The sequence below is a fragment of the Mesorhizobium sp. M1A.T.Ca.IN.004.03.1.1 genome (genome assembly GCF_003997555.1).
GTDB lineage: Bacteria > Pseudomonadota > Alphaproteobacteria > Rhizobiales > Rhizobiaceae > Mesorhizobium.
Genome location: NZ_RZTV01000003.1, coordinates 435,284 through 448,435 on the forward strand (window position 1 = coordinate 435,284; position 13,152 = coordinate 448,435).

General features: G+C 65.2%; 9 protein-coding genes. 8 read left to right on the top strand and 1 reads right to left on the bottom strand.

Annotated features, from left to right (window positions below; translation table 11 throughout):
• The first annotated feature begins 30 nt into the window (after positions 1 to 30).
• Both ileS and EOD29_RS12475 read left to right on the top strand, forming a co-directional pair.
• The gene (gene ileS / locus EOD29_RS12470) at positions 31 to 3,015 is read left to right on the top strand and encodes an isoleucine--tRNA ligase (RefSeq protein WP_206520465.1); all 2,985 of its coding nucleotides are present in this window, start codon (positions 31 to 33) and stop codon (positions 3,013 to 3,015) included.
• A gap of 247 nt (positions 3,016 to 3,262) precedes the next feature.
• Complete coding sequence (locus EOD29_RS12475) at positions 3,263 to 3,940, top strand: hypothetical protein (RefSeq protein ID WP_082953915.1); 678 nt, start codon at positions 3,263 to 3,265, stop codon at positions 3,938 to 3,940.
• An 85-nt stretch (positions 3,941 to 4,025) separates the two neighbouring features.
• Here the strand turns inward: EOD29_RS12475 and EOD29_RS12480 are convergent, their stop codons facing one another.
• Positions 4,026 to 4,487: a nucleoside deaminase gene (locus EOD29_RS12480; protein ID WP_066996659.1), complete on the bottom strand. Its 462-nt coding sequence runs from the start codon at positions 4,485 to 4,487 to the stop codon at positions 4,026 to 4,028.
• Between the two features lie 181 nt (positions 4,488 to 4,668).
• Here EOD29_RS12480 and EOD29_RS12485 point away from each other — a divergent pair, with 181 nt between their 5' ends.
• The 6 genes from EOD29_RS12485 to EOD29_RS37865 all read left to right on the top strand — a co-directional run.
• Entirely contained in the window at positions 4,669 to 6,744 is a 2,076-nt protein-coding gene (locus EOD29_RS12485) for a pseudouridine synthase (RefSeq protein WP_127246855.1), read from the top strand.
• Entirely contained in the window at positions 6,725 to 7,279 is a 555-nt protein-coding gene (gene rsmD / locus EOD29_RS12490) for a 16S rRNA (guanine(966)-N(2))-methyltransferase RsmD (protein WP_127246856.1), read from the top strand. Before EOD29_RS12485 ends, rsmD begins: the two co-directional genes overlap by 20 nt.
• A 125-nt stretch (positions 7,280 to 7,404) precedes the next feature.
• Complete coding sequence (locus EOD29_RS12495; RefSeq protein WP_066996668.1) at positions 7,405 to 8,766, top strand: pitrilysin family protein; 1,362 nt, start codon at positions 7,405 to 7,407, stop codon at positions 8,764 to 8,766.
• 209 nt (positions 8,767 to 8,975) lie between these two features.
• Positions 8,976 to 10,301, top strand: coding sequence for a pitrilysin family protein (locus EOD29_RS12500; RefSeq protein ID WP_245475337.1), 1,326 nt, complete (start codon positions 8,976 to 8,978; stop codon positions 10,299 to 10,301).
• The gene (locus EOD29_RS12505; RefSeq protein WP_127246858.1) at positions 10,298 to 11,149 is read left to right on the top strand and encodes a patatin-like phospholipase family protein; all 852 of its coding nucleotides are present in this window, start codon (positions 10,298 to 10,300) and stop codon (positions 11,147 to 11,149) included. The genes EOD29_RS12500 and EOD29_RS12505 overlap by 4 nt, the downstream gene beginning before the upstream one ends.
• Positions 11,150 to 11,609: 460 nt before the next feature.
• A partial coding sequence (locus EOD29_RS37865; protein ID WP_281059215.1) for an Ig-like domain-containing protein occupies positions 11,610 to 13,152 on the top strand: 1,543 nt, incomplete at its 3' end.

Sequence of the window (13,152 nt, forward strand, 5' to 3'; positions counted from 1 at the left end):
TTGCCAACGGGCAATGCACATGGCAGACCAATGACCGACACCCCCGTGACCGATACTGCTGAAACCATCGACTATTCCAAAACGCTTTACCTGCCGCAGACCAATTTCCCGATGCGCGCCGGCCTGCCCGAGAAGGAGCCCGGCCTGGTCAGGCGCTGGCAGGACATGGAGCTTTACCGCAAGCTGCGCGATGAAGCCGCCGGTCGAGAGAAATTCGTGCTGCATGACGGCCCGCCCTACGCCAATGGCAACATCCATATCGGCCACGCCCTCAACAAGATCCTTAAGGACGTCATCAACCGCTCCTTCCAGATGCGCGGCTACAACGCCAATTACGTGCCGGGCTGGGACTGCCACGGCCTGCCGATCGAGTGGAAGATCGAGGAACAGTACCGGGCTAAGGGCAAGAACAAGGACGAGGTGCCGGTCAACGAGTTCCGAAGGGAATGCCGCGACTTCGCCGCCCACTGGATCAAGGTGCAGGGCGACGAGTTCCAGCGGCTCGGCGTCATCGGCGATTTCGACAATCCCTATACGACCATGGCCTATCACGCCGAGGCGCGGATCGCCGGCGAGCTTTTGAAATTCGCCATGTCCGGCCAGCTCTATCGCGGCTCGAAGCCGGTGATGTGGAGCGTGGTCGAGCGCACCGCGCTCGCCGAGGCCGAGGTCGAATACCAGGACTATGAGAGCGACACGATCTGGGCGAAGTTCCCGGTGGCGAGCCTTGCCCGGCCGGTCGACGCCGCCGATGCCGCGCCGGCGCTGAATGGGACGGCACTCGACCTGCTGGAGGCGCATGTCGTCATCTGGACAACGACGCCCTGGACGCTGCCCGGCAATCGCGCTGTCAGCTTTTCGCCGCGCGTCGCCTATGGCCTCTACGAAGTGACCGCGGCCGAGAACAGCTTCGGGCCGCAGCCCGGCGAGAAGCTGATCTTCGCCGACGCGCTGGCGGAGGACGCCGCTTCCAAAGCCAAGGTCACCTTGAACCGGCTTCACAACGTCTCCCCTGAACAGCTTGCAAGTCTTACGCTTTCGCATCCTTTCAGAGGACTGGGCGGCGGCTACGAGTTCCCCGTGCCGATGATCGCCGGCGAGCACGTCACCGACGATGCCGGCACCGGCTTCGTGCACACCGCGCCCAGCCACGGCCGCGAGGACTTCGATGCCTGGATGGATGCGGTGGCCGAACTCATCAAGCGCGGCGTCGACACCTCGATCCCGTTCCCGGTCGACGATGCCGGCTTCTTCACCAAGGATGCGCCGGGCTTCGGCCCGGACCGCGAGGGCGGCCCCGCGCGCGTCATCGACGACAACGGCAAGAAGGGCAACGCGAACCAGGCGGTGATCGAGGAACTGATCAAGCGCAACGCGCTGTTCGCGCGCGGCCGGCTGAAGCACAGCTATCCGCATTCCTGGCGCTCGAAGAAGCCCGTCATCTTCCGCAACACGCCGCAATGGTTCGTCTATATGGACAAGGACCTCGGCGACGGCACGACGCTGCGCAGCCGCGCGCTGCAGGCGATCGACGACACGCGCTTCGTGCCGGCGGCCGGCCAGAACCGCATCCGCGCCATGATCGAGGAGCGCCCCGACTGGGTGCTGTCGCGCCAGCGTGCCTGGGGCGTGCCGATCGCCGTCTTCGCCGATGCCGACGGCAATGTGCTGAAGGACGAGGCGGTCAACCAGCGCATCATGGACGCCTTCGAGCAGGAGGGCGCCGACGCATGGTTCGCGCCGGGCGCCAAGGAGCGCTTCCTCGGCAACCACGACGCCTCGAAATGGCACCAGGTGACGGACATCCTCGACGTCTGGTTCGATTCCGGCTCGACGCATGTCTTCACGCTGGAGGATCGGCCCGACCTCAAATGGCCGGCCGACGTCTATCTCGAAGGCTCCGACCAGCATCGCGGCTGGTTCCACTCCTCGCTGCTCGAAAGCTGCGGGACGAGGGGCAGGGCGCCTTACGAGACGGTCATCACCCATGGCTTCACCATGGACGAGGAAGGCCGCAAGATGTCGAAGTCGCTCGGCAACACGGTCGTGCCGCAGGACGTGATAAAACAGTCCGGCGCCGATATCCTGCGGCTCTGGGTGGTGACGACCGACTACTGGGAAGACCAGCGGCTCGGCAAGAACGTGCTGCAGACCAATATCGACGCCTACCGCAAGCTGAGGAACACCATTCGCTGGATGCTGGGCACGCTCGCCCATGACGATGGCGAGGACGTGCCGCTGGACAAGATGCCGGAGCTGGAGCGGCTGATGCTGCACCGGCTGTCCGAACTCGACGAGGCGGTGCGCCAGGGCTACGACGCCTTCGAGTTCAAGCGCATCACCCGCGCGCTGCTCGACTTCATGGTGGTGGAGCTTTCGGCCTTCTATTTCGACATCCGCAAGGACGCGCTCTACTGCGACGCGCCGTCCAGCTTGCGCCGCAAGGCGGCAGTGCAGGTCGTGCGCCATCTCTTCGAATGCCTGGTGAAGTGGCTGGCACCGATGCTGCCTTTCACGATGGAAGAGGCCTGGCTCGACCGTCATCCCGAAGCCGCCTCGGTGCATCTCGACCAGTTCCCGGCCATTCCGGATAACTGGAGGAACGAGGCGCTGGCCGAGAAATGGCGCAAGGTCCGGCAGGTGCGCCGCGTCGTCACCGGCGCGCTTGAGATCGCGCGCGCCGATAAACTGATCGGCTCCTCGCTGGAAGCCGTGCCGGTGGTCACCATCGACGATGCGGCGCTGGAAGCAGCCATCGCCGATGTCGACATGGCCGAGATGGCGATCACCAGCGATCTGGTCATCAGCCATGGCAAGGCGCCGCAAGGCGCTTTCACGCTGGATGACGTCAAGGGCGTCGCGGTCGTCGTCGAGAAGGCCCAGGATCGCGGTCTGGTCAAATGCGCGCGCTCCTGGCGCTACACGGCCGATGTCGGGCAGGATCCGGAATTTCACGATGTCTCGGCCCGCGATGCTGCCGTGCTGCGTGAACTGAGGGCGCTCGGGCGTTTGTAGGTGCATGTCGCCCAAGAGTGCGCAGCGGTTTTGGGCTAACGATATGCACCCATGAAATAAGTGCAAAAGTGCCACGCCGGGCGGCGCAAATTCGCCCGCGCGTTGCCCTTGACAAGTGGTTGAGGTAAACACGCGACACTCCGGCAGACAAATTGTCGCCGGATTTCCATCGCAAACGCGGGGAAGAAGGGGACCGCGCCCCTGTGGCCGGTGGCGACCGAAAGGCTTTAAAGTGGGACTTTTTGGCATGACCGAAAGAACGTTTGCGCGCGCCGCGCTGCTGGCGCCGCTTGTGGCATCGGCCATAGCCATGTCGGGCTGCGTCGGCTCTCCGACCTACGGAACCGACAAGACCGCCGCCGAGCAACTCGCCGACGACGTTTCGGGCGCCATCGCGATCACGCCGAAGCGCCGCGATCCTATCGACTATAAGCCGCGCCCGGACCTGGTGAAGCCTGCGCCGGGACAGAAGGAAACTCTGCCGCCACCGCAGGAAAGCATCCAGACGGCGAGCGCCGACTGGCCCGAATCGCCCGAGGCGCGCCGCGCCCGCATTCGCGCCGACGCGACCGCCCACCAGAACGACCCGAACTACCAGCCGGAAGCGGTCGAGGACGTTCAGACCGACCCGGTGGCGGTGAAGAAGGCTTTGGCCGATTCTGCATCCAGCCATCCGCCGCGCTGGTCGCCGGACGATTCCAGCGCGACCCGAACCGCCGAGATCCAGCGCCGCCTCGCGGAGCAGAAGCAGGGCAATCCCAATGTCCGCAAGTATTTGAGCGAGCCGCCGCTTGCCTATCGTCAGGCCGCCGACACCGCGCCGCAAAACGAGCTCGGCGAGGACGAGTACAAGAAGGAGCGCCGGCTCAAGGCGCAGGCGGAAGGCAAGAAGGGCGGCGGCTGGTTTGACTGGCTGGGGCTGTAAGTAGCGAATAGCGAATTGCGAATAGGTCTCTGTTGCTCACTACTCACGACCTGCTTCTTTGCTACTCACTGCTTGCGTCAACCATTCACCATTCACTGCCATTCCGCCTCTCGCGAAAGAACTCCTTCAGGATGAGGGCCGCTTCGCTTTCGCCCAAGCCGGAATAGACGTCCGGCGCGTGGTGGCAGGTGGGCGAGGCGAAGAAGCGCACGCCGTTGACCACCGCGCCGCCCTTCTCGTCGGCCGCGCCGAAATAGAGCCGGCGGAGTCTCGCGAACGAAATGGCGCCGGCGCACATGGCGCAGGGCTCGAGCGTCACATAGAGATCGTGACCGGTAAGCCGCTCGCTGGCGAGTTGCCGGCAGGCTTCGCGGATCGCCAGCATTTCGGCATGCGCAGTCGGATCGGCCAACTCGCGCGTGCGGTTGCCGGCCTTGGCCACGACAATGTTGCCGTTGGCGATCACCGCGCCGACCGGCACTTCGCCCCGGCTTGCGGCCGCTTCGGCTTCCTTGAGCGCCAAAGCCATGAAATCCGGCCGCTTCACGCGCTTTGCATTCCGATTACTCCTCGCCACCCGACGGTGATCCTGTTATCTAGCGCGTGACCCTGAAAACCGGAATCGGTTTTTGCCGCGCTGCTGCATGCGCAAATCAAGATGACACTGCCTGCATAACGTGTCCGACCGGGCGCGTACGCCGCGGCAGTCCAAGAAGAGCAAGATCCATATGGACGACGACAAGAAATCATCACGCAAAGGGCCGGGCAAAGGCGGATCGAAACCGACGCCGCGCGGCGACAAGCCGTTCCGCCAGGGAGCGCGTTCGCAGGGCAAGCCCTTCGAGAAGCGCGATGGCGCGCGCAAGCCTTACACGCAGCGTGACGACAGGCCGATGGCCGCCGATGGCGAGCGCCCCGCGCGCGATTTCAAGCGCAGCTACAAGCCGCGCGCCGTCGAGGGCGCGGAACGCGGAGAACGACCGTTCCGCAAAGGACCGCGCCCCGAGGGAAAGCCGTTCGAAAAACGCGATGGCGCCCGCAAGCCCTATACGCCACGTGGCGATCGGCCAGCGGCCGCGGAAGGCGAGCGCCGCGATTTCAAACGCAGCTATAAGCCTCGTGACGGGGGCGAAGGTGGAGAGCGTGGCGAACGACCGTTCCGCAAAGGTCCGCCGCGCGACGGCAAACCCTTCGACAAGCGCGAAGGGCGCAAGCCCTACACGCCGCGCGGCGACCGGCCGATGGCCGCCGAAGGCGAACGCGCCGAACGGCGCTTCGATCGCCCCAAGCGCGACTTCGGCGATCGGCCTAAGCGGGATTTCGGCGATCGGCCCAAGCGCGACTTGGCCGACCGGCCGCAGCGCGAAGACGGAGGCGACTTCGCGCAGCGCCCGAAGCGGGATTTCGCCGATCGAGCGCCGCGCGACAGCGCCGCGAGAAAGCCGGAAGGCGGCTTCAAGCCGCGCCCGCGGCCCTCAGAAGCAGCGCCGGAGGCCGGCGAGCGCATCGCCAAGCGGCTGGCGCGCGCCGGCATCGCCTCGCGCCGCGACGCCGAGGAACTCATCGCCGCCGGCCGCGTCAAGGTCAACGGCAAGGTGCTGTCGTCGCCGGCCCTCAACGTCATGCCCGACGACGTCATCCATCTCGACGGCACGGAGATCCCGCCGATCGAGCGCACAAGGCTGTTCCTGTTCCACAAGCCGGCAGGCGTGGTCACCACCAACCGCGATCCCGAAGGCCGCAAGACCGTCTTCGACGTGCTGCCGGCCGATCTGCCGCGGCTGATGACCGTGGGCCGCCTCGACATCAACACCGAAGGGCTGCTGCTGCTGACCAATGACGGCGGGCTGTCGCGGGTGCTCGAACTGCCGGCCACCGGATGGCTGCGGCGCTATCGCGTGCGCGTCCACGGCAAGGTCGAGGAGAGCAAGCTCACCGCCCTGCGCGACGGCATTGCCGTCGACGGCGTCTTCTACGGCTCCGTCGAGGCCTCGCTCGACCGCGAGCAGGGCAGCAATGCCTGGCTGACGATCGGCCTGCGCGAAGGCAAGAACCGCGAGGTCAAGAACATCCTCGGCGCGTTGGGGCTGGAGGTGACGCGGCTGATCCGCATCTCCTACGGGCCGTTCCAGCTCAACGAGCTGCCCGAGGGCCACGTGCTGGAAATCAAGGGCCGCACGCTGCGCGAGCAGCTCGGCGAGCGGCTGGTTGAAGAGTCCGGCGCCAATTTCGACGCCGAGATCCAAAAACCGTTCTCCAACAAGCCGGTGCGACGCAGCGAGCCGCGCCGCGATGAGGACGAGCGGCCGAAATTCACGCGCGAGGGCGACCGCCGGCCGATCGGCGAGGGCGGGCTGATCAAGGCCCGCAAGCGCCGTGAGGGCAGCCGCGACGAGGCGCTGAGCAAGCTTTCGACGAAGCCCGAGGGAGCCTTCGGCGAACGCGGTCCCCAGTCTCGCTTCGACAAGTCTGGCTTCGACAAATTCGAGCGCGGCTTCGGCAAGTCCGAGCGCGGCTTCGGCGGCAAGGCCGGCGGCAAGAAAGGCGAACCGCGGCCGATCGAACCGCCCGGCCAGCGCAAGGCCAATGTCTGGATGGCGCCGGGCGCGCGTCCCATCGGCAAAGGCAGGGCGGAGGCCGACGCCGCGAAGGCCGCGGAAGCGAAGGCGCGGAAGGCGTCGTTCAGGCCGGGCGGCAAGGGCAAGCCGTTCGGCAAGCCAAGAGACGATCCGGAGGGAAGCGGCGGGGAACGGCCGCGCGGTCCGAAGGGGCCGAGGGGTGGCAATGCGGATCGTCGGCGGTGAGTTTCGCGGGCGTCCGCTGGCGACGCCGCGTTCCAATGCCATCCGTCCGACCACCGATCGCACCCGCGAGGCGGTGTTCAACGTGCTGGCGCATCGCTATGCCGAAAAGCTCGAAGGTGGCCGTGTGCTCGATCTCTTCGCCGGCACCGGCGCGCTCGGGCTGGAGGCGCTGTCGCGCGGCGCCTCCTACTGCGTCTTCATCGAGGAATCGGCGGAAGGGCGCGGGCTGATCCGCGACAATGTCGAGGCCTTCGGGCTCACCGGGCGGACCAAAATCTTCCGCCGCGACGCGACCCATTTGGGCGAAGCCGGCACGCTGTCGCCCTTCGGCCTGGTCTTTGCCGACCCGCCCTATGGCAAGGGCCTCGGCGAGCGCGCGCTGCGCTCGGCAAAAGCCGGCGGCTGGCTCCTGCCCGGCGCGCTCTGCGTGGTCGAGGAGGCGGCGTCCGCGCCGTTCGAACCGGGCGCCGGTTTTTCCGTGGTGGACGAGCGCGGCTATGGCGACACGGTGATCCGGTTTGTCGAGGTGGGGTGAGGGGCACGTCCCTTCTCCCGCAAGGGAAAAGGAAATGACGCACGCGCCTCGAAAATGACGAACAAATCACTTTGCCTCGCCATGGAACCTTTTCTATCGTCGCGCGACCGAAACCGGAGCATTTGATGACATTGAACACCAGAGGCCTGCGCGCAGCATTCCTTGCCGGCGCGCTGGCGTTCGCGGCGCAGGCTCCGGCACGCGCCGCCGACGAAGCCGCGGTCAAGGATTTCCTGCTCGAGAACGGCCTGGAAGTCGTCGTCATTCCGGACCATCGCGCCCCGATCGTCACTCATATGGTATGGTACAAGATCGGCAGCGCCGACGAGCCGCCCGGCAAATCCGGCATCGCGCATTTCTTTGAGCATCTGATGTTCAAGGCTACGAGCAACCACGCAGCCGGCGAGTTCGACCGCGCCGTGGCCGACATCGGCGGCTCGAACAACGCCTTCACCTCCTACGACTACACCGCCTTCCATGAGACGGTGCCGCCTTCGGCGCTCGAGGAGATGATGGGGTTCGAGGCCGACCGCATGCGCAACCTCGTCCTCACCGACGATGTCATCAAGACCGAGCGCGACGTTATCCTGGAAGAGCGCCGCTCGCGCATCGACAACGATCCGCAGGCAGTGCTGGACGAGGAGGTCGACGCGACGCTCTGGCAGAACCAGCCCTACCGCATTCCGGTGATCGGCTGGATGCAGGAGATGGAGCAATTGAACCGCGAGGATGCCAAGGCGTTCTACGACACCTTCTACCGGCCGAACAACGCCGTGGTGATCGTCGCCGGCGACGTCGATCCGGACGCGGTGAAGGCAATGGCCGAAAGGACTTACGGAAAGGTGGCGCGCGGGCCGGACCTGCGGCCGCGCATCCGCCCGGTCGAGCCGGAGCAGAACACCAAGCGCACCGTGACGCTGACCGATGCGCGCGTCTCGGTGCCGAGCTTTTCCACGCAATGGGTGGTGCCGTCCTATCACACCGCCAAGCCCGGCGAGGCGGAGGCGCTCGATCTCCTGGCCGAAATCCTGGGCGGCGACAACCGCAGCCGCCTCTACCAGCAGCTGGTGGTGAAGCAGGGCATCGCCTCCGGGACCGGCGCGTTCTTTCAGGGCACCATGCTCGACGCCACCAACTTCACCGTCTATGGCTCGCCGCGCGGCGACGCCAAGCTTTCCGATGTCGAAGCGGCGGTCGATGCCGAGGTCGCGCGCATTGCCAAGGACGGCGTGACCGGTGACGAGCTGGAGCGGGCCAAGACCCGCTATGTCCGTTCGATGGTCTTTGCTCGCGACAAGCAGGACGACATGGCCAATATGTACGGCTCGACGCTCGCCACCGGCGGCAACGTGAAGGATGTCGAGGAATGGCCCGACCGCATCCGCAAGGTCACTGCCGCAGAGGTCAAGGCCGCGGCCGCCCGCTACCTGGTGCTCGACCGCTCGACGACCGGCTATCTCCTGCCGCAACAACAGGCGGGGAATTGATGATGAGCATGGAACGCGGACGAATGGGCGCTTCTTCCCTTCTCCCCTTGTGGGGTCCGAAGGACGGGGCGAGACCCGTGGCTCGCCCCCGGGCGGTGGACGCGAAGCGGCCGGATGAGGGGCGCCCCAGCTGGGCGATATGCTCCTCCGTCTCGGCGCTGTGCGCCGATCCACCTTCTCCCACAAAGGGAGAAGGTGGGGTCTACCGTATCGTCGCAACCCTCTGCTTTGCCCTATTCTTCCTGCTCTTGCCGGCGCTGGCCGCCCACGCGGAGATGAACATCCAGGAGGTGAAGTCGAAGAAAGGCATCACCGCCTGGCTGGTGGAAGACCATTCGGTCCCGCTGGTTGCCATCCGCTTCGTCTTCGACGGCGGCACCGCGCAGGACCCTGCCGGCAAGGAAGGTCTGGTCAATCTGATGAGCGGCCTGTTCGACGAGGGCGCCGGCGACCTCGACAGCGAGGCCTTCCAGTCGAAGCTGGACGACGCCGGCGCCGAGATGAGTTTTCAGGCGGCACGCGACGGCCTTTATGGCTCGATGCGCATGCTGTCCGATCAAAAGGACGAGGCGTTCGGCCTGCTGAAGCTGGCGGTGAACAGCCCGCGCTTCGACCAGGCGCCGATCGACCGCATCCGCGCCCAGATGCTTTCGGGCATTCTCGCCAATGAGCGCGACCCCAACACGATCGCCCAGCAGCGCTGGCTGCGCGCGATCTATGGCAAGCATCCCTATGCGCGGCCGGATGAGGGGACGAAGGAGAGCCTTGCCACCATAACGGCCGCCGACCTCAAGGCCTTTCGCAAAGCGAGTTTCGCGCGCGCCGGCCTGCATATGGCGGTGGTGGGCGACATCGACGCCGCCACGCTCTCCGGCAAGCTGGACGAGGTGTTCGGCGACCTGCCGCAGACGCAGACGCTGGCCCAGGTGGCGGACGTGTCGCTGAAGCTCGGCCAGCAGCTGGAAGTGAACTACGATCTGCCGCAGACCTCGCTGCAGCTTGCCTGGCCTGGCGTCAAACGGAGCGATCCCGATTTTTACGCCGCGGTGCTGATGAACGAGATCCTCGGCGGCTCGACTTTCACGTCGCGGCTTTACGAGGAGGTGCGCGAGAAGCGCGGCCTTGCCTATAGCGTCAGCTCCGATCTCGTCGATCACGAGCATTCCAACGCGCTGCTGGTCACGACGGCGACGCGTTCCGACCGCGCCGCCGAGACGCTCGCCATCGTGCGTCAGGTGGTGAAGGAGATGGCCGAGAACGGCCCGTCCGAGGAGGAGCTCGCGGCGACCAAGAAATACATGATCGGCACCTACGCGATCAACAATCTCGACTCCTCCAGTTCCATTGCCGCGACGCTGGTCGAGCTGCAGCTCGACGATCTCGGCATCGACTACATCAAGCGCCGCGCCGCGCTGATCAATGCGGTGACGCTTGCAGACGTCAAGGCGGCGGCAAGGAAGCTTCTGTCGGCCGACCCGACGATAATGGTGATCGGACCGCCGCTGGTGCAGGTGGCGGGAGCCCGCAAGGGATGAGCCCGACCTTCGCGGTTGCCTTCGGCGGCGGCGGCGCGCGCGGGCTGGCGCACATTCACGCCATCGAGGCGTTGGACGAGCTAGGGATCAAACCGGTGGCGATCGCCGGCTCCTCGATCGGCGCCATCATGGGCGCCGGCATGGCCGCCGGCATGCGAGGGGCGGAGATCCACGAGTACAGCCGCTTGATCCTCGGCAGCCGCGCCGAGGTGGCCGCGCGCATGTGGCGCTCGCGGCCGGGCACGATCGCCGAGGCCATGCAGGGCGGTATCCGCGTCGGCCAGTTCAATATCGAGCGCATCCTGAAGGCCTTCCTGCCTGACGCCATTCCGGCGACCTTCGAAGAGCTGAAGATTCCGCTCAAGGTGACGGCGACCGACTATTTCGGCCACAAGCTCGCGGTGTTCTCGCAGGGCGATTTGCAATCGGCGCTGGCGGCCTCGGCCGCCATTCCGGCGGTGTTCCGCCCGGTGATGCGCGACGACCGATTGCTGATCGATGGCGGCATCTACAACCCGGTGCCCTTCGACCTGGTCGAGAAGGATGCCGACATCATCATCGCCATCGACGTGGTCGGGGCGCCGAGCGACGTCGAACGCAAGCACCCGACCACGGTCGACCTCATGTATGGCGCCACGCAGCTGATGATGCAGTCGATCATCGCCAACAAGCTGCGGCAGCATCCGCCGGATATCCTCATCCGCCCGGACGTCTCGAAATACCGCGTGCTCGATTTCCTGAAGATCGAGACGCTGATGGCCGACACCGTCGAGATCAAGGACGAGCTGAAGCGCGCCGTCGAGAAGGCGGTCGCCGAGCGCGACGGCAAGCTCGGCAAGGCGGTGTGAGCGGTGGGACAGGCCTGATCCGCTACGTGGAAGACGAATTTCTATTTGCCTGTGCGATGCAGTTTATCCATGTCTGCGTACAAGTACGCATTTTGTCATTAACTCTTCTTCGAATTCGACATTGACGCGCGCGCTGCGGTAGAGTTAATAATATCCTAATATATAGGGTAGCGCGAATTACCTCCCGACCGGCAACAACGAGTACGGCGCTACTGGGGTAGGGGAAAAGCAACGCGGCGATCATCGCCGTCGTAGCCATCACCATCGAGCCACCACCTGTCTGTGAATCGCCTTTTGGGCTGGCCGTTCACGGGCCGGACCGTCGGGTTGCGCCTGGTTGCATGGCACATTCTGATCCTCTCCCCGTAAGACTGGGCGCCGATCCATTCGGCATGGGGTAGTCAGCCGTCTCCGACGGCCAACGAGCAGGCGCGGAGCGTGTCTGCCAGGGGGATGAAAGATGGCCACGACCGTTGGCACGAGCAGCAACGACAATCTGGTTGGCGGCAGCGGAGATGACATTCTGTCCGGGGGCGCCGGAAGCGACCGTCTGAATGGCGGGTCTGGCGATGATATCCTCAATGGCGGTAGCGGCTTTGACACGGTGCTTGGTGGATCGGGATCGGACATCCTGATCTACAAGGCCTTTGAGAACCAATATTGGCTGGGTAGCACATTCACGACTTCCACGCTGACGACAACCGGTGCGACGCTGTATTCCGGAACAGACCAGGCCACGGCCGGAACTGAGCCCAGTCAGACTGTACTTAGCGGAACTTCGTTTACCGGGTATGACTCCTATGATGGCGGAAACGGCGCGGTGCAGCTCGGCAAAGCCGGATCCACGCCCGACGCCGACACTTTGCAGATATGGCTCAGCGCAGCTCAGCTAAACGATCCCGCGATTACGGCAGAGATTGCATACTTCAAGAACGTTTGGCTCCCGGCGCACATAAGCACCCAAACCGGCCAGGCCGATAGCTCGGTCTACACCTTCAAGACGCTCGATCTCAAGGTCACGGGTGTTGAGAAGGTTGTGGTTCTCGATAGCGCCGGCCATGCTCCTGTAGCCGTCAATATTGTCGATTTTGCCTTAAGCGATAGCGACAACAGCTCGGTCGTAACGTTCACATTCACTGGCCCGGTGACGGGCTTCACCGCGGCCGACGTTACGGCGTCTCACGGCACGCTGACTGACTTTGTGATGATCGATGCTTCGCACTATACGGCGAAGTTCACGGCTGCAGACGGTTTTGATGGCATTGGCTCCGTTTCGGTAACTGCCGGCAGTTATACCGATACTGCCGGCAACGCTGGCGCTGGTGGCTCCGACACGGTGGTGATCGACACCGTCAACCCGACGGTCGTGGTCGCTCTCGACCGCGACACCTTCGACGACCATCACAACACCTCGGCGGTGACCTTCACCTTCTCGGAGGTGCCGAGCGGCTTCGACGCGAGCGACGTCACGGTGTCGGGCGGCTCGATCTCGGGCCTCACCCAGGACCTTGCCGGCGATCCGTCGGGCAAGACCTACACGGCGACCTTCACGGCCGACGACAACTCGACGACGCCGGTCTCGATCTCGGTCGGCGCCAACACCTTCACCGATCCGGTCGGCAACGACAACACCGCCTCCAACACCGACACGGCCACGGTCGACACCGTCAACCCGACGGTCGTGGTCGCTCTCGACCGCGACACCTTCGACGACCATCACAACACCTCGGCGGTGACCTTCACCTTCTCGGAGGTGCCGAGCGGCTTCGACGCGAGCGACGTCACGGTGTCGGGCGGCTCGATCTCGGGCCTCACCCAGGACCTTGCCGGCGATCCGTCGGGCAAGACCTACACGGCGACCTTCACGGCCGACGACAACTCGACGACGCCGGTCTCGATCTCGGTCGGCGCCAACACCTTCACCGATCCGGTCGGCAACGACAACACCGCCTCCAACACCGACACGGCCACGGTCGACACCGTCAACCCGACGGTCGTGGTCG

Coding starts and splice junctions, on each gene's coding strand:
- EOD29_RS12505 (WP_127246858.1), top strand. CDS start 10,298: ATGAGCCCGACCTTCGCGGTTGCCTTCGGCGGCGGCGGCGCGCGCGGG.
- EOD29_RS12475 (WP_082953915.1), top strand. CDS start 3,263: ATGACCGAAAGAACGTTTGCGCGCGCCGCGCTGCTGGCGCCGCTTGTG.
- EOD29_RS12495 (WP_066996668.1), top strand. CDS start 7,405: ATGACATTGAACACCAGAGGCCTGCGCGCAGCATTCCTTGCCGGCGCG.
- ileS (WP_206520465.1), top strand. CDS start 31: ATGACCGACACCCCCGTGACCGATACTGCTGAAACCATCGACTATTCC.
- rsmD (WP_127246856.1), top strand. CDS start 6,725: ATGCGGATCGTCGGCGGTGAGTTTCGCGGGCGTCCGCTGGCGACGCCG.
- EOD29_RS12485 (WP_127246855.1), top strand. CDS start 4,669: ATGGACGACGACAAGAAATCATCACGCAAAGGGCCGGGCAAAGGCGGA.